At 66.6% G+C, this 19,565-nt stretch carries 21 protein-coding genes; all 21 read left to right on the top strand.

The window, feature by feature from the left end; all coding sequences use genetic code 11:
* The first annotated feature begins 1 nt into the window (after position 1).
* The 21 genes from AC5Y4H_RS12620 (at position 2) to nuoL (ending at position 19,553) form a co-directional block, all read left to right on the top strand.
* Complete coding sequence (locus AC5Y4H_RS12620; RefSeq protein ID WP_499982106.1) at positions 2-1,207, top strand: CaiB/BaiF CoA transferase family protein; 1,206 nt, start codon at positions 2-4, stop codon at positions 1,205-1,207.
* The gene (locus tag AC5Y4H_RS12615; RefSeq protein WP_499982103.1) at positions 1,204-2,097 is read left to right on the top strand and encodes a hydroxymethylglutaryl-CoA lyase; all 894 of its coding nucleotides are present in this window, start codon (positions 1,204-1,206) and stop codon (positions 2,095-2,097) included. Before AC5Y4H_RS12620 ends, AC5Y4H_RS12615 begins: the two co-directional genes overlap by 4 nt.
* Entirely contained in the window at positions 2,097-2,774 is a 678-nt protein-coding gene (locus tag AC5Y4H_RS12610) for a TetR/AcrR family transcriptional regulator (protein ID WP_499982099.1), read from the top strand. Before AC5Y4H_RS12615 ends, AC5Y4H_RS12610 begins: the two co-directional genes overlap by 1 nt.
* A gap of 8 nt (positions 2,775-2,782) precedes the next feature.
* On the top strand, positions 2,783-4,021 hold the full coding sequence (locus tag AC5Y4H_RS12605) for an acyl-CoA dehydrogenase family protein (RefSeq protein WP_499982098.1): 1,239 nt from the start codon (positions 2,783-2,785) through the stop codon (positions 4,019-4,021).
* The gene (locus AC5Y4H_RS12600) at positions 4,021-5,010 is read left to right on the top strand and encodes a phosphotransferase family protein (protein ID WP_499982094.1); all 990 of its coding nucleotides are present in this window, start codon (positions 4,021-4,023) and stop codon (positions 5,008-5,010) included. The genes AC5Y4H_RS12605 and AC5Y4H_RS12600 overlap by 1 nt, the downstream gene beginning before the upstream one ends.
* Complete coding sequence (locus AC5Y4H_RS12595) at positions 5,010-5,348, top strand: DUF6285 domain-containing protein (RefSeq protein ID WP_499982090.1); 339 nt, start codon at positions 5,010-5,012, stop codon at positions 5,346-5,348. The genes AC5Y4H_RS12600 and AC5Y4H_RS12595 overlap by 1 nt, the downstream gene beginning before the upstream one ends.
* Before the next feature lie 26 nt (positions 5,349-5,374).
* The gene (locus AC5Y4H_RS12590; protein WP_499982088.1) at positions 5,375-5,776 is read left to right on the top strand and encodes a nuclear transport factor 2 family protein; all 402 of its coding nucleotides are present in this window, start codon (positions 5,375-5,377) and stop codon (positions 5,774-5,776) included.
* A 33-nt stretch (positions 5,777-5,809) separates the two neighbouring features.
* Complete coding sequence (locus AC5Y4H_RS12585; protein WP_499982086.1) at positions 5,810-6,346, top strand: YceI family protein; 537 nt, start codon at positions 5,810-5,812, stop codon at positions 6,344-6,346.
* Between the two features lie 54 nt (positions 6,347-6,400).
* Entirely contained in the window at positions 6,401-6,814 is a 414-nt protein-coding gene (locus AC5Y4H_RS12580) for an Rv3143 family two-component system response regulator (protein ID WP_499982084.1), read from the top strand.
* Between the two features lie 439 nt (positions 6,815-7,253).
* Positions 7,254-7,631 (top strand): NADH-quinone oxidoreductase subunit A, encoded by a 378-nt coding sequence (locus AC5Y4H_RS12575; RefSeq protein WP_007772880.1) that lies wholly within the window; start codon positions 7,254-7,256, stop codon positions 7,629-7,631.
* 8 nt (positions 7,632-7,639) lie between these two features.
* Positions 7,640-8,194 (top strand): NuoB/complex I 20 kDa subunit family protein, encoded by a 555-nt coding sequence (locus AC5Y4H_RS12570; protein WP_499982082.1) that lies wholly within the window; start codon positions 7,640-7,642, stop codon positions 8,192-8,194.
* On the top strand, positions 8,191-8,898 hold the full coding sequence (locus AC5Y4H_RS12565) for an NADH-quinone oxidoreductase subunit C (RefSeq protein WP_499982080.1): 708 nt from the start codon (positions 8,191-8,193) through the stop codon (positions 8,896-8,898). The genes AC5Y4H_RS12570 and AC5Y4H_RS12565 overlap by 4 nt, the downstream gene beginning before the upstream one ends.
* Positions 8,898-10,223 (top strand): NADH dehydrogenase (quinone) subunit D, encoded by a 1,326-nt coding sequence (nuoD, locus tag AC5Y4H_RS12560; protein WP_499982077.1) that lies wholly within the window; start codon positions 8,898-8,900, stop codon positions 10,221-10,223. Before AC5Y4H_RS12565 ends, nuoD begins: the two co-directional genes overlap by 1 nt.
* Positions 10,220-10,975, top strand: coding sequence for an NADH-quinone oxidoreductase subunit NuoE (nuoE, locus tag AC5Y4H_RS12555; RefSeq protein WP_499982074.1), 756 nt, complete (start codon positions 10,220-10,222; stop codon positions 10,973-10,975). Before nuoD ends, nuoE begins: the two co-directional genes overlap by 4 nt.
* On the top strand, positions 10,975-12,318 hold the full coding sequence (nuoF, locus tag AC5Y4H_RS12550) for an NADH-quinone oxidoreductase subunit NuoF (protein WP_499982071.1): 1,344 nt from the start codon (positions 10,975-10,977) through the stop codon (positions 12,316-12,318). Before nuoE ends, nuoF begins: the two co-directional genes overlap by 1 nt.
* Before the next feature lie 6 nt (positions 12,319-12,324).
* On the top strand, positions 12,325-14,739 hold the full coding sequence (locus tag AC5Y4H_RS12545) for an NADH-quinone oxidoreductase subunit G (protein ID WP_499982067.1): 2,415 nt from the start codon (positions 12,325-12,327) through the stop codon (positions 14,737-14,739).
* Positions 14,740-14,744: 5 nt separating this feature from the next.
* Positions 14,745-16,007 (top strand): NADH-quinone oxidoreductase subunit NuoH, encoded by a 1,263-nt coding sequence (nuoH, locus tag AC5Y4H_RS12540; protein WP_499982357.1) that lies wholly within the window; start codon positions 14,745-14,747, stop codon positions 16,005-16,007.
* On the top strand, positions 16,000-16,545 hold the full coding sequence (nuoI, locus tag AC5Y4H_RS12535) for an NADH-quinone oxidoreductase subunit NuoI (protein ID WP_499982065.1): 546 nt from the start codon (positions 16,000-16,002) through the stop codon (positions 16,543-16,545). The genes nuoH and nuoI overlap by 8 nt, the downstream gene beginning before the upstream one ends.
* A 26-nt stretch (positions 16,546-16,571) precedes the next feature.
* Entirely contained in the window at positions 16,572-17,360 is a 789-nt protein-coding gene (locus tag AC5Y4H_RS12530; protein WP_499982356.1) for an NADH-quinone oxidoreductase subunit J, read from the top strand.
* Positions 17,357-17,656, top strand: coding sequence for an NADH-quinone oxidoreductase subunit NuoK (gene nuoK / locus AC5Y4H_RS12525; RefSeq protein WP_007772892.1), 300 nt, complete (start codon positions 17,357-17,359; stop codon positions 17,654-17,656). The genes AC5Y4H_RS12530 and nuoK overlap by 4 nt, the downstream gene beginning before the upstream one ends.
* Positions 17,657-17,666: 10 nt before the next feature.
* Positions 17,667-19,553: an NADH-quinone oxidoreductase subunit L gene (gene nuoL, locus AC5Y4H_RS12520; protein ID WP_499982062.1), complete on the top strand. Its 1,887-nt coding sequence runs from the start codon at positions 17,667-17,669 to the stop codon at positions 19,551-19,553.
* Positions 19,554-19,565: the final 12 nt, after the last annotated feature.

Below are 19,565 nucleotides of genomic sequence, written 5' to 3'. Positions count from 1 at the left end.
TATGACACCGGCCGGCCCACTGGACGGCGTTCGGGTGCTCGAGCTGGGCACCCTGATCGCCGGGCCCTTCGCCGGGCGGCTGCTCGGCGACATGGGCGCCGAGGTCATCAAGGTGGAACTGCCCAAGGCGCCGGACCCCTTGCGCACCTGGGGTCAGGCCGAAATCGATGGGCAGCACGTCTTCTGGACGGTGCACGCGCGCAACAAGAAGGCGATCACGCTGGACCTGCGCCACCCCCGGGGCCGCGAACTGTTCTGCGACCTCGTCGAGAAATCCGACATCGTGGTGGAGAACTTCCGTCCGGGCACCCTGGAAAAGTGGCACCTGGGCTACGACGTGCTCAGCGAACGCAATCCGGGCATCATCCTGGTCCGGGTGTCCGGCTACGGGCAGACCGGACCGGACGCCACCAAGGCCGGTTACGCCTCGGTCGCCGAAGCGGCCAGCGGGCTGCGGCACCTCAACGGGTTTCCCGGCGGCCCGCCGCCCCGGCTGGCGCTCTCGCTCGGTGACAGCCTGGCCGGCATGTTCGGCGCGCAGGGCGCGCTGGCCGCGCTGTACCGGCGCAGCGTCACCGGCCGCGGTCAGGTGGTCGACGTCGCGCTGACCGAATCATGTTTGGCCGTACAGGAATCCACCATTCCCGACTACGATGCCGGCGGGGTGGTCCGCGGACCGTCGGGCACCCGGCTCGACGGCATCGCCCCGTCCAACATCTACCGCAGCGCCGACGGCTCGTGGGTGGTGATCGCCGCGAACCAGGACACCGTCTTCGCCCGGCTGTGCAAGGCGATGGGTCGCCCGGAGCTGGCCACCGACGACCGGTTCGCCACACATGTCGCCCGCGGCCGCAATCAAGACGAACTCGACAACATCATCGGGGCGTGGGCCGCACAACGCCCGCCCGCACAGATCATCGAAATCCTCTCCGCCGCAGGGGTCATCGCGGGGCCCATCAACACCGTCGCCGAGGTGGTCAACGACCCCCAGCTACGGGCCCGCGGCATGCTGGTGGAGCACTACGACGAGCGCGTGCAGCGCAACGTGTTGGGCCCGGGCATCGTGCCGGTGTTATCGGAATCGCCGGGGCAGGTCCGCCACGCCGGCCCCGCGCGGCCGGGCCAGCACAACGACGACGTCTACATCGGGCTCCTGGGGAAGACGGCCGAGGAACTCGAGGAGCTGCGCGCCGAGGAGGTGCTGTGACCCACGTTGAGATTCGAGAAGTAGCGCTGCGCGACGGTCTGCAGATCGAGACGCCAATCCCGCTGTCCGCCAAGCTCGAACTGCTGGCCGCGGTGGCGGCCACCGGGGTTCGCGAGGTGGAGGTGACCGCGTTCGTCTCGCCGACGAAGGTGCCGTCGATGGCCGATGCCGCCGAGCTGGCCGCCCATCTGCACGACTACCCCGACATCGAGTTCTCGGCCCTGGTGGCCAGTCCCAACGGCGCCAAGCGGGCTGTCGCCGCGGGGTTGCGCTCCATCGAGTACGTGGTCGCCGCCGACGACGCCTTCAGCAAGGCCAACGTCGGGCGCACCAGCGCGGAGGCCACCAATCAGATCGACGAGATCGTCGCGATCGCGCACGATGGCGACGTCACCGTCGAGGTCGTCATCGCCACCGCCTGGGACTCACCGTTCGAAGGCCCCACCCCGGCGCAGCGGGTGCTCGACATCGCGGCGGCGGCCCGCGACCGCGGCGCCGACCGCCTGTCGATCGCCGACACCATCGGCACCACCACCCCGGGACGGGTGAGTTCGCTTATCGCACAACTGCGTCCGGTGCTGGGCGACCTGCCGTTGGGCGGGCACTTTCACAACACCCGAGGCTCCGGACTGGCCAGCGCCTACGCGGCGGTCAGCGCCGGGGTGACCCGGCTGGACGCCTCGGTCGGCGGCCTCGGCGGCTGCCCCTTCGCCCCGGGAGCCACCGGCAACATCGCCACCGAGGACCTCGTATACCTGCTGGGTGACAGCGGTTTCGACGTGGACGTCGACCTGCGGGCCGCCATCGCCGCGGCCGGCGTGGCGAAGTCGCTGGTGGGACACGACCTACCGAGCGCCCTGCTGCGCGCCGGCGACCGGATGCGGAACTGATGTCCGCCCCGGAGGCGAACCGCGAGCTGACCGCCAAAGGCCGCCAGACCAGGCAGGCCATCGAGCAGGCGGCCCGGAAACTGTTCGCCGAACGGGGATTTCACGGCACCACGCTGGCCGACATCACGTCGGCCGCGGGAAAATCACCGGCGGTCTTCTACCGATACTTCACTGACAAGGAGGACCTGCTGGCCGCCCTCGCGGAGGCGTTTCTGCACGAGGTCGTCACGCCGTCGGGACTGAGCGTCCACCTGCCGGACTCTCCCCCGCAAGCGGGTGGAACCCCCGCCGGAGACGACAACTTTTTTACTTCGGTGGTCACCGGATACTGGAACATGTTCAAGCAGAACATCGGCATCATGATCGCGGTGGCCCAGCTGGCCGCCACCCAGCAGCGCTTCGCGGCCGTGCAGAACGAATTCCGACGGTTCGGAATGGATCTCGTGGCGGCCTCGGTGCGCCGGGCCCAGGAGCAGGGTTACGGCGCCGAGCTACACCCGCAGCACACCGCGGCGGCCATCGCGTTGCTGTTCGAGAATTTCACCACCGTGTTTGCCAGCACTCTAGGTCCCGCGGCCCAATCGGGCCTCGGTCTGAACATCAGCGACGAAGATGCCATCGCGACCTTGTCGACGGTCTGGAAGAAAACCCTGTACGGCAACCTCACGACATCGTAGGAGAACACGTGGATTTCACGCTGCCAGAGCACCTTCCCGGCGTGCTCGCCGAGATGGATGAGTTCATCGAGGCCGAGATCAAGCCGCTGGAACGCGAGAACATGCAGTATTTCGATCAGCGTCGCGAACACGCGCGCACCGATTGGGACAACGATGGGATTCCGGCGCGCGAGTGGGAGGATCTGCTTTCCGAAATGCGCAGGCGAGCAGACAAGGCCGGCTGGTTGCGCTACGGGCTGCCGGCCTCGCTGGGCGGCCGCGACGGCACCAATGTCGACATGGCGGTCATCCGGGAGCATCTGGCGCACAAGGGTCTCGGCCTGCACAACGACCTGCAGAACGAATCGTCGATCGTGGGCAACTTCCCGCAGGTGATCATGATGGAGCGGTTCGGCACCGAGGAGCAACGCAAGCAGTGGTCGGAAGCGTTGATCACCGGGGAACGATCCATGGCGTTCGGCCTGACCGAGCCGCAGCACGGATCGGATGCGACCTGGCTGGAGACGCGCGCCGAACGCGACGGGGACAGCTGGGTGATCAACGGCTCCAAGCGGTTCAACACCGGTGTGCACCGCGCGACCCACGACCTGGTCTTCGCACGCACCTCGGGCGAACCGGGAGCCGCGCGCGGCATCACCGCGTTCCTGGTGCCGACCGATTCGCCCGGATTCAACGTTCCCTACTACTGGTGGACCTTCAACATGCCCACCGACCACGGCGAAGTTGAGCTGACCGATGTCCGGATCCCCGCCGATGCGGTGCTCGGCGAGGTGGACAGCGGTCTCGAGGTCGCTCAAACATTCCTGCACGAGAACCGGATTCGGCAGGCCGCGAGCAGCCTGGGCGCGGCGCAGTACTGCATCGACCGTGCCGCCGAATATGCCGCGGGCCGAAAGGTGTTCGGCAAGCCGCTGTCGGTCAATCAGGCCGTGCAGTGGCCGCTGGCAGAGCTGCAGACCGAAGCGCAGATGGTGCGGCTGCTGGTGCAATACGCCGCCTGGCATCTGGACCGCGACCACCACATGGAGGTCTCCGACAAGGTCTCGATGGCGAACTACCGCGCCAACCGGCTGGTCTGCGACGCCGCCGACCGCGCGATGCAGGTTCACGGCGGCCTCGGCTACAGCAGGCACGAGCAGTTCGAACACATCTACCGCCATCATCGTCGCTACCGGATCACCGAGGGAGCAGAGGAGATTCAGATTCGCCGGGTGGCGCAACGCCTGTTCAAATTCGGCCAGAAGTGATGGACAGCGTCGAATCAGCCGAACTGGCCACCAAACTGGCCGGGGTGCTCACCAAGGTCCTGGGCGCCGACACCGCTGTCGAGAACCTGCGCGCGTTGACCGGTGGCGCCAGCCGAACCACCTGGGCGTTCGAGGCCGTCGCCGACTCGCAGCGTCGCGCGCTGATCCTGCGCACCGGCCCTCCCGATGATGTGCATGCCGGCATGGAGCTCGAAGCCAAGACCCAGGCCGCCGCGGCGGCCGCGGGCGCGCCGGTCCCACACGTGTTGGTCGCCGACAATTCGCCTGCCGCACTGGGCAATCCGTTTTTGATCTGTGACGAGATCAAGGGTGAAACCATCGTGCGACGCATTCAGCGGCAACTCGACGGCGCCGACGGGCACGCGTCCCGCACACGGTTGCTGCAGCAGTGCGCGCAGGCGGTGGCCGCGATTCACCGTGCCGACACGGGCGCCGCGGACCTGACCCATGAAGACCAACTGTCCGAATGGCGTCAACGCCTCGACGACATGGGCGATACCACCGCAACCTTCGAATGGGGGTTCCGCTGGCTGGCCGCCCACCGTCCCCAACCATCGCCGGCGGTGTTGGTGCACGGCGACTTTCGGATGGGCAACCTTATCGTCGACGGGTCGAACCTCGCGGCGGTGCTGGACTGGGAGCTGGTGCACGTCGGGCAGGCGTACGAAGACCTGGCGTGGTTCTGCATCCGGGCCTGGCGATTCGGTGCACCGGCCAGCCTCGGCGCAGGCGGCCTGGGCAGCATCGAAAGCTTCCTGCGAGCCTACGAACGGGCCAGCGGGACGACGGTCGACCGGGTGTCGTTTCACTGGTGGCTGGTGCTGGCCACCTTGCGCTGGGGCATCATCTGCCGTTTCCAGGCGGAACGGCACCTGAGCGGGCATAGCCGTTCGGTCGAGCTGGCCACCATCGGCCGCCGCGTCTGCGAGACCGAGTGGGACCTCCTCAACCTGCTCGAGGCGCGGTGATGATCGGCGCATACGGTCGCCCGCTGGCCGCCGAACTGGTTGCCGCGGTCGCCGAATTCCTGGAAACCGATGTGCGCGGCGCGACCGAAGGCCAGGTCAACTTCCACGCCCGGGTCGCGGCCAACGCACTGCGCATCGTCGAGCGCGAGCTGCTCGACGAGAACGAGGCGGAGTCTCGCGCGGCGTTGGCCGGCCTGGGATTCGCCGACGAGGAACAGCTGGCCGCCGCGATCCGGGCCGGCGACATGGACGGGCAAGCGCACCAGGTCACCGCCTGCCTGCGCATCCTGGTGCGACGACGATTGGCCGTCGCCCACCCCGGCTACGACAGCGAATAGCTCGGCGATCAGAAAAGGAGCCAGACATGCCCGCTTCCAGCGCCGAAACGGTTCTCGATGCGGCCAACCGCCTGTTCAGCGCGATCGAGCGAAGCGACGTCGCCGCCGTTGACGCGATGTGGAGCAACGACATCGCGGTGTGGCGTGTCGGCTCGCGGCGCGACGACGACAAGGGCCGCGCGATGCGGGTCATCGCTTGGTTCATCGGCGCGACCACGCACCGTCGCTACGAAATCCTGGACCGGCATTTCTTCGATGACGGATCCGTACGGGGTTTCGTCCAACAGCACGTCCTGCACGCCACCGGGCATGCCGGGCAGACGATCTCGCTGCGGGTCTGCATCGTGATCCGGGTGGGCGCGGACGGCCTGATCGAGCGGATCGACGAGTACTTCGATCCCGCCGGGATCGCGCCGCTGATGAACTAGCGCTACATTCGCCACGACACATTGGGGGTGACGATGACGACATTGGAGACACTGCTTCACGATCCCGAGATGGCCGGCGTGTGGAATTTGGCCCCGGACCGCTCGGCCATCACTTTCAAGATCCGCAACATGTGGGGCCTGGTGAACGTCAAGGGCCGCTTCACCGACTTCACCGGCGACGGCCAACTGACCGGCAAGGGAGCGGTTTTCGGCCGCGTGGACATTCGGGCGGCCTCGCTGAACACGGGCATCGGCCGCCGCGACAAGCACCTGCGCTCGGCCGACTTCTTCGACGTCGAGCGCTTCGGCGAGATCAGCGTCGTCGTCACCGCGGTGCAACCGACGAAAGGCAAGTCCGCCGAGCTTCGGACCAGCTTCACCATCAAAGGCGTCACCGCCGAGGTGCCGCTGCCCGTCACGATCTGCGAGCTCGACGACGGCTCGGTCCGAGTCACCGGCGAAACCAAGCTCGATCGGGACCGGTTCGACCTGGGGTGGAACCGGGCCGGCATGATCAGCTCGACGGTGACCGTCGCGGCGGACGCCATCTTCGTGCGGGCATCGCAATAAACATTTGTGCGGGCACCCCGCTGTGCCCGGTACGACACCAGTAGCATCTGCACCGTGTCCGACTCCACCCCCCAAGCCAGCGTCGCGCTGCGGATCCTCGTCTACAGCAGCAACGTCCAAACCCGCGAACGGGTGATGCGGGCGCTGGGCAAGCAGCTGCATCCCGATCTGCCCGAGCTGAGCTACGTCGAGGTGGCGACCGGACCCATGGTGATCGCGACGATGGACAAGGGCGGCATCGACTTGGCCATTCTGGACGGCGAGGCCACCCCCACCGGGGGCATGGGAATCGCAAAGCAGCTCAAAGACGAACTCGAGACCTGCCCGCCTGTGGTCGTGCTGACCGGCCGGCCCGACGATGCGTGGTTGGCCTCCTGGTCGCGCGCCGAGGGCGCGGTGCCACATCCCATAGACCCCATCCTGCTTGGCCGCACGGTGCTGAGCCTGCTACGGGCGCCCGTTCGCTGATCCGATCCGCTCCGCGTCTTTGCCGCGAGCGTTCCTTCCCAGCCGCCGAATGCGGCAGTCCTGACAAGTTCGCCCCTTATCGGCACGGCGACCGCCGCTCGTCGCGACGTTGCTGACGACGGGCCATCCGCCCTGGCGATGCCGCTGATCTTGACCGCCGCAGCGATCGGCGCCGCCTCGCCTTTGCTGGGGTTCCCCGAGTGGCCGGTGCGGCGGATCGGATGGGGCGGCGGGGATTGGTTTCACCGGCTATCGAGTTTGCGCAGCACCGCCCGAGACGGCGCCCCGATACCGCCAAACGCACACCCCGGGCAAGCGCGTCGCTCGCCGCGACGCTATGTTGTAAATCACTGTGGCGGGCCCGCGGACCGGTTTGTCACAGCAGCCCGGTTACCGCCTGGCCGCTGCAGGCGGCTCGTACGACGGATCATGGAGCGAATTGAACGTCTACATACCCATCTTGGTGCTAGGCGCCATCGCCACCGCCTTTGCCGTGGGCTCGGTGGCGATCGCGAGCCTGGCCGGCCCGTCACGTTTCAACAAATCGAAGATGTCGGCGTACGAGTGTGGAATCGAACCCACCGAGACATCGGTGAGCGGCCCTCATGCGACGGCCGGGCAGCGCTTTCCGGTGAAGTACTACCTCACCGCAATGCTCTTCATCGTCTTCGACATCGAAATCGTGTTCCTGTATCCGTGGGCCGTCAGCTATGACGCGCTGGGCACCTTCGCTCTGGTCGAAATGGTGATCTTCATGCTGACGGTTTTCGTGGCCTACGCGTACGTGTGGCGCCGCGGCGGCCTGACGTGGGATTGAGGTAAGACGTGGGTCTTGAGGAACAGCTGCCCGGCGGGATTCTGCTGTCCACAGTCGAGAAGGTCGCGGGCTACGTCCGCAAGAACTCACTGTGGCCGGCGACGTTCGGGTTGGCCTGCTGCGCCATCGAGATGATGGCAACGGCCGGGCCAAGATTCGACATCGCCCGGTTCGGCATGGAGCGATTCTCGGCAACCCCCCGGCAGGCCGACCTGATGATCGTCGCCGGGCGGGTCAGCCAGAAGATGGCTCCGGTGTTGCGGCAGATCTACGACCAGATGGCCGAGCCGAAATGGGTGCTGGCCATGGGCGTGTGCGCATCATCCGGAGGGATGTTCAACAACTACTCGGTGGTGCAGGGCGTCGACCACGTGGTCCCGGTGGACATCTACCTGCCCGGCTGCCCACCACGACCCGAGATGCTGCTGTACGCAATCCTGAAGCTGCACGAGAAGATTCAGGAGATGCCGCTGGGCGTCAACCGGGAAACCGCCATCGCCGAAGCCGAGCAGGCGGCGCTGTCGGCCCGGCCCACGATCGAGATGCGCGGACTGCTGCGATGAGCTCACCGGACCAGGACCCGAAAGAAGCAATCAGCCGCGCCGACGAAGAAGTCATCGACGTGCGCCGCGGCATGTTCGGCGCCAAGGGCTCCGGTGACACATCCGGTTACGGGCGGCTCGTGCGCGAAGTCCTGCTCCCGGGCAGCAGCCCGCGGCCCTACGGCGGCTATTTCGACGAGGTGGTCGACGGACTGGCCGCGGCTTTGAGCAAGGACAACGTCGAATTCACCGACGCCATCGAAAAAGTCGTGGTGTACCGCGACGAACTGACCTTGCACGTCCGCCGCGACGCGCTGGAGCAGGTGGCGCACCGGCTGCGGGACGACCCGCAACTGCGCTTCGAGATGTGCCTCGGCGTCAGCGGCGTGCATTACCCGCACGAGACCGGACGCGAACTGCACGCGGTCTATCCGTTGCAGTCGATCACGCACAATCGCCGTGTCCGCCTGGAAGTGTCTGCGCCCGACGGTGATCCGCACATCCCCTCGCTGTTCCGGATTTATCCGACCACCGACTGGCATGAGCGGGAGACCTACGACTTCTTCGGCATCATCTTCGACGGGCACCCGTCGCTGACCCGTATCGAGATGCCGGACGACTGGCACGGGCACCCCCAGCGCAAGGACTACCCCCTCGGCGGAATTCCCGTCGAGTACAAAGGCGCACAGATACCCCCGCCCGACGAGCGGAGAGCGTACAACTGATGAGCACTACCACTGAATCGACGCACGACGGCGCCGGCGAGACCTTCGTGGTCGCCGGTGGCCAAGACTGGGACAAAGTCGTCGAAGCCGCCCGCGGTGTCGATCCCGGCGAACGCATCGTCGTCAACATGGGCCCTCAGCATCCGTCCACGCACGGGGTTTTACGGCTGATCCTGGAGATCGAAGGCGAGACGGTCACCGACGTCCGGTGCGGCATCGGGTACTTGCACACCGGCATCGAAAAGAACCTCGAGTATCGGTACTGGACCCAGGGTGTCACCTTCGTGACCCGGATGGATTACCTCGCACCATTTTTCAACGAGACGGCCTACTGCCTGGGTGTGGAGAAGCTGCTCGGCATCACCGATCAGATTCCGGAGCGGGTCAACGTCATCCGGGTGATGATGATGGAGCTCAACCGGATCTCGTCGCATCTGGTGGCATTGGCCACCGGCGGCATGGAACTGGGCGCCATGACCCCGATGTTCGTCGGATTCCGGGGACGCGAGATCGTGCTGACCCTGTTCGAATCGATCACCGGTCTGCGAATGAACAGCGCCTATGTCCGGCCCGGGGGCGTGGCGCAGGACTTGCCACCCAACGCGGAAACCGAGATCGTCGAAGGCCTCAAGGAACTAAGGCAGGTGCTGCGCGACATGGGCGGCCTGCTCAACGAGAATGCCATCTGGAAGGCCCGGACCCAGGACGTCGGATATCTGGATCTGACCGGTTGCATGGCGCTGGGTATCACCGGCCCCATCCTGCGTGCCACCGGGCTGCCCCACGATCTGCGCAAGAGCGAACCGTACTGCGGATACGAAAACTACGAATTCGACGTAATCACCGAAGACACATGTGATGCTTACGGGCGCTACATGATTCGCGTCAACGAGATGTGGGAGTCGATCAAGATCGTCGAGCAGTGTCTGGACAAGCTGAAGCCCGGCCCGACCATGGTGGAGGACCGCAAGATCGCCTGGCCGGCCGACCTGAAGGTGGGGCCCGACGGCTTGGGCAACTCGCCGGAACACATCGCCAAGATCATGGGCGGCTCCATGGAGGCGTTGATTCACCACTTCAAACTGGTAACCGAGGGCATCAGGGTGCCGGCGGGCCAGGTCTACACCGCGGTCGAATCGCCGCGCGGTGAGCTGGGCGTGCACATGGTCAGCGACGGCGGCACCCGGCCCTACCGGGTGCATTACCGAGACCCTTCGTTCACGAATCTGCAGTCGGTCGCGGCGATGTGCGAGGGCGGCATGGTCGCCGACCTGATCACCGCCGTCGCCAGCATCGATCCGGTGATGGGCGGGGTGGACCGATGACCGGGCCGCAGGGACAACCGGTCTTCATCCGGCTCGGCCCACCGCCCGACGAGCCCAACGCATTCGTCGTCGAGGGTGCGCCCAAGACATATCCACCCGAGGTGCGGGCCCGGCTGGAGGTCGACGCCAAGGAGATCATGGGCCGCTACCCCGACAAGCGTTCGGCGCTGTTGCCGTTGCTGCACCTGGTGCAAGCCCAGGATTCCTACCTGACACCCGCGGGCCTGGATTTCTGCGGTGAGCAGTTGGGGCTCACCGGGGCCGAGGTGTCCGCGGTGGCGAGTTTCTACACCATGTATCGGCGCGGCCCCACCGGCGATTATCTGGTGGGGGTCTGCACAAACACGTTGTGCGCCATCATGGGTGGCGATGCCGTCTTCGACGCGCTCAAGGAACATCTGGGCGTAGGCAACGACGAGACCACCGCCGACGGGTCGGTCACACTGCAGCACATCGAGTGCAACGCCGCGTGCGACTACGCACCCGTTGTGATGGTGAACTGGGAGTTCTTCGACAACCAAACACCGGAGTCGGCGCGCGATCTCGTCGACTCGCTGCGTTCCGGTGAGCCCCAGCCGCCCACTCGCGGTGCCCCGCTGTGCGTCTTCCGCGAGACGTCGCGCATCCTGGCCGGCCTGCCCGACGAACGTCCCGACCAAGGTCAGGGCGGCGCCGGCGCGGCCACCCTGGCCGGACTGAAGGTAGCCAAAGATCTCGGCATGGAGGCGCCCAGCGCGCCGGAAGGCCAGTAATGACAACAACTTCTGACACTTCGACCCCGCTGACCCCGGTCATCAGCCGGTTCTGGGACGATCCCGAATCCTGGACCCTCGAGACCTACCACCGCCACGGCGGCTACGAGGCGATGAAGAAGGCGCTGGCGATGGAGCCCGACGCGGTGATCGGGATGGTGAAGGACTCCGGGCTGCGCGGGCGCGGCGGCGCCGGATTCTCGACCGGGACCAAATGGTCGTTCATCCCGCAGGGCGACACCGGCGCGGCCGCCAAACCGCATTACCTGGTGGTCAACGCCGACGAGTCGGAACCCGGTACGTGCAAGGACATTCCGCTGATGCTGGCGACGCCGCACGTCCTGGTCGAAGGCGTCATCATCGCCTCGTACGCGATCCGGGCCAGCCACGCGTTCATCTATGTGCGCGGGGAGGTGCTGCCGGTGCTGCGCCGCTTGCAGAACGCGGTGGCCGAGGCCTACGCCGCGGGATACCTCGGCCGCGACATCAACGGCTCGGGCTTCGACTTGGAGCTGGTGGTGCACGCCGGCGCCGGCGCCTACATCTGCGGCGAGGAAACCGCGCTGCTGGACTCGCTGGAAGGCCGCCGCGGCCAGCCGCGACTGCGCCCGCCGTTCCCGGCCGTGGCCGGACTCTACGGCTGCCCCACGGTGATCAACAATGTCGAGACCATCGCGAGCGTGCCGTCGATCATCGGCAACGGCGTGGACTGGTTCCGCTCGATGGGCAGCGAGAAATCCCCGGGCTTCACGCTGTATTCGCTGTCCGGCCATGTCGCCCGGCCCGGTCAGTACGAGGCCCCGCTGGGAATCACCTTGCGGGAGTTGCTCGCCTACGCCGGTGGCGTGCGGGCCGGGCATCGGCTCAAGTTCTGGACACCCGGCGGGTCGTCGACCCCGCTGCTCACCGACGAACACCTCGACGTGCCGCTGGACTACGAAGGTGTCGGCGGCGTCGGCTCGATGCTGGGCACGAAGGCGCTGGAGATCTTCGACGAAACCACTTGCGTGGTGCGTGCCGTGCGACGCTGGACCTACTTCTACAAGCACGAGTCGTGCGGTAAATGCACACCGTGCCGCGAGGGCACCTTCTGGCTGGACCAGATCTACGAGCGGCTGGAAACCGGCAAGGGCACCGACGAGGACATCCAGAAGCTGCTGGACATCTCCGACACCATCCTGGGGAAGTCGTTCTGCGCCTTGGGCGATGGTGCCGCCAGCCCGGTCATGTCGTCGATCAAGTTCTTCCGCGACGAATACGTCGCGCACGTCGAAGGCGGCGGATGTCCCTTCGATCCACGAGACTCCATGCTGACGGCGGAGCGCGACGGCGCGAAAGGTTAGGACTCGATGACGAGCGCGGCCAAGACCGAAACCGGTGACGAGGTGCGTCCGCCGGAGATGGTGACGCTGACCATCGACGGCAACGAGATCAGCGTTCCCAAGGGAACCCTGGTGATCCGGGCCGCCGAATTGATGGGCATCCAGATCCCGCGGTTCTGCGACCACCCGCTACTGGAACCGGTCGGCGCGTGCCGGCAGTGTCTGGTCGAGGTCGAAGGCCAGCGCAAGCCGATGGCCTCGTGCACCACGGTCGCCACCGACGACATGGTGGTGCGCACCCAGCTCACCTCGGAGGCCGCCGACAAGGCTCAGCACGGTGTGATGGAGCTGCTGCTCATCAACCACCCGCTGGACTGTCCGATGTGCGACAAGGGCGGCGAATGTCCGCTGCAGAACCAGGCGATGTCCAACGGCCGCAGCGATTCTCGCTTCACCGACGTCAAGCGCACCTTCGCCAAGCCGATCAACATCTCGTCACAGGTCCTGCTGGACCGGGAGCGCTGCATCCTGTGCGCGCGCTGCACCCGGTTCTCCGAACAGATCGCCGGCGACATCTTCATCGACATGCAGGAACGGGGCGCCCTGCAGCAGGTCGGCATCTACGCGAACGAACCGTTCGACTCCTACTTCTCCGGCAACACCGTGCAGATCTGCCCGGTGGGCGCGCTGACCGGGTCCTCGTACCGATTCCGGGCCCGCCCGTTCGACTTGGTCTCCAGCCCCAGCGTCTGCGAGCACTGCGCTTCCGGGTGCGCGCAGCGTACCGACCACCGACGCGGCAAGGTGCTGCGCCGGCTGGCCGGCGACGATCCCGAAGTCAACGAGGAGTGGAACTGCGACAAGGGCCGCTGGGCGTTCACCTACGCGACCCAGGCCGATGTGCTCACCACTCCCCTGGTCCGCGACGCCGACGGCTCGCTGCAGCCGGCATCGTGGTCGCATGCGATCGCGGTCGCGACACAGGGCCTCGAAGCGGCGCGCGGCCGCACTGGTGTGCTGGTCGGCGGCCGGGCGACGTGCGAGGACGCGTACGCCTACGCCAAGTTCGCGCGAATCGTGTTGGACAGCAACGACATCGACTTTCGCGCCCGCCCGAGCTCAGCCGAAGAGGCCGACTTCCTCGCCGCCCGGATCGCCGGCCAGCCGATCACCGTCAGCTACGCCGACCTGGAGTCGGCGCCGGTCGTGGTGCTGGCCGGATTCGAGCCTGAGGACGAGTCGCCCATCGTCTTCCTGCGGTTGCGCAAGGCGGCCCGCAAACACGGGTTGCCTGTCTACGCCGTCGCACCTTTCGCCACCCGCGCGCTGACCAAGATGTCCGGCCGGCTGATCAAAGCCGTTCCCGGCGGTGAAGCTTCGGCCCTGGACGGGTTGGCCGGCGGCGAGGTGGGTGAGCTGCTGTCCACCCCGGGCGCGGTCATCATGGTCGGCGAACGCTTGGCCTCGGCGCCCGGTGGGTTATCGGCCGCGGCCCGGCTCGCCGACAGCACCGGCGCCCAACTGGCCTGGGTGCCGCGTCGTGCCGGTGAGCGGGGCGCACTGGAAGCCGGTGCGCTGCCGGGGCTGCTGCCGGGTGGCCGACCGGTCGACGACGAGACGGCCCGGGAGCAGGTCGCTCAGGCATGGAACGTCTCCGAATTGCCTTCCGGCGGTGGACGTGACGCCGACGGAATCGTCGCCGCCGCAGCTGACGGGACGCTGGGTGCGTTGCTCGTAGGCGGTGTCGAGCCCAACGACTTCACCGACCCGGCGGCGGTGCTGGCGGCGCTGGACCGCGTCGGCTTCATGGTCAGCCTTGAGTTGCGGCACAGCGCCGTCACCGAACGCGCCGACGTCGTCTTCCCGGTCGCGCCGACGACGCAGAAGTCCGGCGCATTCGTCAACTGGGAGGGCCGCTTCCGGCCGTTCGAAGCGGCGCTCCGCAACACTCAGGACGCCGGCCAATCCGACCACCAGGTGCTCGACACGCTCGCCGACGAAATGGGCGTTTATCTCGGCATGTCCAGCGTCGCCGCGGCCCGCGAAGAGCTGGCCGCGCTGCGGCACTGGGACGGCAAGCGTGCCGCGAACCCGGACGTCGCAGCCCCGGAGCCCGCCCAGCCCGCCGCGGGCGAGGCGGTATTGGCCGGCTGGCGGATGCTGTTGGACAACGGCCGATTACAAGACGGCGAGCCACATCTGGCGGGAACCGCCCGCAAACCCTTCGCCCGGCTATCCGCCGACACGGCCGCCGAAATCGGCGCCGCCGACGGCGACGCCGTCACCGTCAGCACGCCGCACGGATCCATCAGCCTGCCGCTGATGATCACCGACATGCCCGACCGGGTGGTGTGGCTTCCGGTGAACTCACCCGGCTCGGCGGTGCACCGCCAACTCGGCGTATCGGTTGGCAGCACAGTCAAGATCGGAGTTGGCAAATGAGTGGCCTGACCGCCTTCGGGCACGACACGTGGTGGTTGGTGCTCGGCAAGGCGCTGGCGATCTTCGCGTTCCTCATGCTGAACGTGCTGGTGGCGATTCTGCTCGAACGCAAGATTCTCGGCTGGATGCAGCTGCGGCCCGGACCCAACCGTGTCGGGCCGTGGGGTGCACTACAGAGCCTGGCCGACGGAATCAAGTTGGCGCTCAAGGAAACCATCACCCCGGGCGGCGTCGACAAGTTCGTCTATTTCGCGGCGCCGGTCATCTCCACGATCCCGGCCTTCACCGCCTTCGCGTTCATCCCGTTCGGTCCGGTGGTGTCGGTGTTCGGACATCGCACGCCCCTGCAGCTGACCGACCTACCGGTCGCGGTGCTGTTCATTCTGGGTCTGTCGGCGATCGGTGTGTACGGAATCGTGCTGGGCGGTTGGGCTTCCGGGTCCACCTACCCGCTGCTGGGCGGGGTGCGCTCCACCGCTCAGGTCATCTCCTATGAGGTGGCGATGGGGCTTTCGTTCGCGGCGGTCTTCCTCTACGCCGGCTCGATGTCGACGTCGCAGATCGTCGCGGCGCAGGACCGGGTCTGGTACGTGTTCTTGCTGTTGCCCTCGTTCCTGATCTACCTGATCTCGATGGTCGGCGAAACCAACCGGGCACCTTTCGATTTGCCCGAGGCCGAGGGTGAGCTGGTTGCGGGATTCCACACCGAGTACTCGTCGCTGAAGTTCGCGATGTTCATGCTGGCGGAGTACGTCAACATGATGACGGTTTCGTCGCTGGCCACCGTCTTGTTCTTCGGTGGCTGGCATGCGCCTTGGCCGCTGAACATGTGGGCGGGCGCCAACACCGGCTGGTGGCCGGTGCTGTGGTTCACCGCGAAGATGTGGACCTTCCTGTTCATCTACTTCTGGCTGCGGGCCTCGCTGCCCCGGCTGCGCTACGACCAGTTCATGGGGCTGGGCTGGAAGCTGTTGATCCCGGCCTCGCTGGTCTGGGTGCTGATCGCCGCCGTCATTCGAACGCTGCAAAACCAGGGCTTCCAGCACTGGACCCCGATCCTGGTGGCGAGCAGCATCGTGTTCGCCACGGCGCTCGTGCTGCTGCTGCGAAAGCCGTTCAGCGCGCCGGGTATTCGCGCGCTGGAGAAACAGTTGCGCCGCGAGGCGAAGAAGCTGCCGGCCGCGCAACGCCCCAAACCGTTATTCCCGACACCGCCGTTGCCGATGAAGTCCCTGGCGGCTGCGAGCAAGGAGGAAGCACGTGGCTAAGTTCCTGGATGCCATTGCCGGCTTCGGCGTGACGTTCGGATCGATGTTCAAAAAGAACGTCACCGAGGAGTACCCGGAGAAGCCGGGCCCCGTCATGCCGCGATACCACGGCCGCCACCAGCTGAACCGCTACCCGGACGGTCTGGAGAAGTGCATCGGGTGCGAACTGTGTGCCTGGGCCTGCCCGGCCGACGCCATCTACGTCGAGGGCGCGGACAACACCGAGGAACTCAGGTATTCGCCCGGCGAACGTTACGGGCGGGTGTACCAGATCAACTACCTGCGGTGCATCGGTTGTGGACTGTGCATCGAGGCCTGCCCCACCCGGGCGCTGACCATGACCAATGACTACGAGATGGCCGACGACAACCGCGCGGACCTGATCTACGAGAAGGACCGACTCCTGGCGCCGCTGCTGCAAGACATGCTCGCGCCGCCGCACCCCAGGACCGAGGGCGCCACCGATAAGGATTACTACCAAGGCAATGTGACCGCACACGGGTTGCGGGAGACCCAGCAGGCCGGAGACTCCCGGTGACCGGATTGACCGGCCACGCCGCCGCCGTGGCGTCGAGTTTTGCGCAAGACACCATCGTCCGCACGTCCACCGGTGAAGCGGCCGCCTTCTGGGTGCTGGGCGTCCTGGCCGTCCTGGGCGCGGTCGGGGTGGTCACCGCCGTCAATGCCGTGTACTCGGCGATGTTCCTGGCGATGACCATGATCATCCTGGCGATCTTCTACATGATTCAGGACGCGCTGTTCTTGGGCGTGGTGCAAGTCGTGGTCTACACCGGCGCGGTGATGATGCTGTTCTTGTTCGTGCTGATGCTGATCGGCGTGGACTCGGCCGAATCGCTCAAGGAGACGCTGCGCGGTCAGCGGATCGCCGCTGTGGCGGCGGGTATGGGGTTCGGCATTCTGCTCATCGCGGCCATCGGCAACCTGACCACCGGTGGTTTCGCCGGGCTCACCACCGCCAACGCCAACGGCAACGTCGAAGGGCTGGCGGCGCTGATCTTTTCGCGGTACCTGTGGGCGTTCGAGCTGACCAGCGCGCTGCTGATCACCGCGGCCGTCGGTGCGATGGTGCTGGCGCACCGCGAGCGCTTCGAGCGTCGCAAGACACAGCGCGAGCTATCCCAGGAGCGATTCCAGGCGGGCGGGCACCCCACCCCGATGCCCAGCCCCGGCGTGTACGCACGCCATAACGCCGTCGACGTGGCCGCGTTGCTGCCGGACGGCTCCTACTCGAAGCTTTCGGTGTCGCCGCTGCTGCGAAGTCGCGGCGCCGACGGCAAGAGGACCCCGTCCACCGAGCCGAGCCCGACTCTCTCACAAGGCGGTACGTCGTGAATCCGGCTAATTACCTCTACCTTTCGGCACTGTTGTTCACCATCGGGGCCTCCGGTGTGTTGTTGCGCCGCAACGCCATCGTCATGTTCATGTGCGTCGAGCTGATGCTCAACGCGGTCAACCTCGCGTTCGTCACGTTCGCGCGGATGCACGGCCATCTGGACGGGCAGATGATCGCGTTCTTCACGATGGTGGTCGCCGCGTGCGAGGTGGTCATCGGCTTGGCCATCATCATGACCATCTTCCGTACCCGCAAATCGGCATCCGTCGACGACGCGAATCTACTCAAAGGCTGAAGACGCCAACATGACTCAATACACTCCGCTGCTGGTGGCCCTGCCATTGGCGGGCGCCGCGATCCTGCTGTTCGGCGGGCGACGCACCGACCGGTGGGGGCATTGGCTGGGCTGCGCTACCGCCCTCGCGGCTTTCGGGGTGGGTCTGAGCCTGCTCAGCGAGCTGCTCGGCCGCGCCGCCGACGACCGCGTCATCCACCAGAAGGTGTTCAGCTGGATCCCCGTCGGTCAGCTCCAGGTAGACCTTGGGCTGCAAATCGACCAGCTGTCGGTGTGTTTCGTGCTGCTGATCACCGGGGTCGGGTCGCTGATCCACATCTATTCGGTCGCCTACATGGCCGAAGACTTCGACCGCCGAAGGTTTTTCGGTTACCTCAACCTGTTCCTGGCCTCGATGCTGCTGCTGGTCGTCGCCGACAACTATGTGGTGCTCTACGTCGGCTGGGAAGGCGTCGGCCTGGCCTCCTACCTGCTGATCGGATTCTGGTACCACAAGCCGACGGCGGCCACCGCGGCCAAGAAAGCGTTCGTCATGAACCGGGTCGGCGATGCCGGGCTGGCCCTGGGAATGTTCTTGATGTTCAGCACTTTCGGCACGCTGTCCTATGCCGGGGTGTTCGCCGGCGCGCCGGCGGCCGGTCATGGCGCGCTGACCGCGATGGGATTGCTGTTGCTGCTGGGCGCGTGCGCCAAGTCCGCCCAAGTCCCGCTGCAGGCCTGGCTGGGTGACGCCATGGAAGGCCCGACCCCGGTGTCCGCGCTGATCCACGCCGCCACCATGGTGACCGCCGGTGTGTATCTGATCGTGCGGTCCAACCCGCTGTACAACCTGTCCCCCGACGCACGGCTGGCCGTGGTCATCGTGGGTGCGGTCACGCTGCTGCTCGGGGCTTTCATCGGCTGCGCCAAGGACGACATCAAGCGGGCGCTGGCCGCATCGACCATGAGCCAGATCGGTTACATGGTGCTCGCGGCCGGCCTCGGCCCGGCCGGCTATGCCTTCGCGATCATGCACCTGCTCACCCACGGTTTCTTCAAGGCCGGTTTGTTCCTCGGCTCCGGCGCGGTGATTCACGCGATGCACGAGGAACAGGACATGCGCCGCTACGGCGGTTTGCGTGCGGCACTGCCCATCACGTTCGCCACCTTCGGGCTCGGCTATCTCGCGATCATCGGCGTGCCGCCCTTCGCGGGCTACTTCTCCAAGGACGCCATCATCGAGGCGGCGCTGGCTTCGGGTGGCGTCCAGGGTTACGTGCTGGGGGGCGCCGCCCTACTGGGTGCGGGCGTCACCGCGTTCTACATGACACGCGTGATGCTGATGACCTTCTTCGGCAAGAAGCGCTGGGGCCCCGGCGCCCACCCCCATGAGGCGCCGGCACTGATGACATGGCCGATGATCCTGCTCGCCGTCGGCTCGGTGTTCGCCGGTGGCTTGCTGGCGGTGGGCGGCACCCTGCAGAGGTGGCTCGAACCGGTCGTCGGAAAGCACGAAGAAGTCACCCACGCATTCCCGGCCTGGGTCAGCTCCGCGCTGGCGCTGGGTGTCGTGGTCATCGGCATCGCGGTGGCCTACCGGTTGTACGCGAAGATACCGATCCCCCGGGTGGCTCCGCTGTCCGTGTCGGCGTTGACGACTGCGGTACGCAGCGACTTCTACGGCGACGCCGTCAACGAGGAGGTCTTCATGCGCCCCGGTGCGCAACTGACTCACGCTCTTGTCGACATCGACAACGCGGGTGTCGACGGCTCGGTCAACGCGTTGGCCGCGTTGGTGAGTTCGACGTCAAATCGCTTGCGGGGGTTGCAAACCGGCTTCGCGCGCAACTACGCATTGTCGATGCTGACGGGGGCGGTGCTGGTGGTCGCGCTGATCCTGGCGGTGCGGCTGTGGTGACCGCGCCGGCGA

It is taken from the genome of Mycobacterium sp. NGS58, from assembly GCF_059812385.1.
The sequence above is the reverse complement of the archived record's forward strand: the minus strand, read 5'-3'. Positions and strand labels throughout refer to the sequence as shown.

What these genes read in the sequence shown, in the direction of transcription:
- nuoL (WP_499982062.1), top strand. Translation starts at nt 17,667, where the DNA reads ATGACTCAATACACTCCGCTGCTGGTGGCCCTGCCATTGGCGGGCGCC.
- AC5Y4H_RS12585 (WP_499982086.1), top strand. Translation starts at nt 5,810, where the DNA reads ATGACGACATTGGAGACACTGCTTCACGATCCCGAGATGGCCGGCGTG.
- AC5Y4H_RS12610 (WP_499982099.1), top strand. Translation starts at nt 2,097, where the DNA reads ATGTCCGCCCCGGAGGCGAACCGCGAGCTGACCGCCAAAGGCCGCCAG.
- nuoF (WP_499982071.1), top strand. Translation starts at nt 10,975, where the DNA reads ATGACAACAACTTCTGACACTTCGACCCCGCTGACCCCGGTCATCAGC.
- nuoE (WP_499982074.1), top strand. Translation starts at nt 10,220, where the DNA reads ATGACCGGGCCGCAGGGACAACCGGTCTTCATCCGGCTCGGCCCACCG.
- AC5Y4H_RS12545 (WP_499982067.1), top strand. Translation starts at nt 12,325, where the DNA reads ATGACGAGCGCGGCCAAGACCGAAACCGGTGACGAGGTGCGTCCGCCG.
- AC5Y4H_RS12620 (WP_499982106.1), top strand. Translation starts at nt 2, where the DNA reads ATGACACCGGCCGGCCCACTGGACGGCGTTCGGGTGCTCGAGCTGGGC.
- AC5Y4H_RS12590 (WP_499982088.1), top strand. Translation starts at nt 5,375, where the DNA reads ATGCCCGCTTCCAGCGCCGAAACGGTTCTCGATGCGGCCAACCGCCTG.
- AC5Y4H_RS12565 (WP_499982080.1), top strand. Translation starts at nt 8,191, where the DNA reads ATGAGCTCACCGGACCAGGACCCGAAAGAAGCAATCAGCCGCGCCGAC.
- AC5Y4H_RS12595 (WP_499982090.1), top strand. Translation starts at nt 5,010, where the DNA reads ATGATCGGCGCATACGGTCGCCCGCTGGCCGCCGAACTGGTTGCCGCG.
- nuoD (WP_499982077.1), top strand. Translation starts at nt 8,898, where the DNA reads ATGAGCACTACCACTGAATCGACGCACGACGGCGCCGGCGAGACCTTC.
- AC5Y4H_RS12600 (WP_499982094.1), top strand. Translation starts at nt 4,021, where the DNA reads ATGGACAGCGTCGAATCAGCCGAACTGGCCACCAAACTGGCCGGGGTG.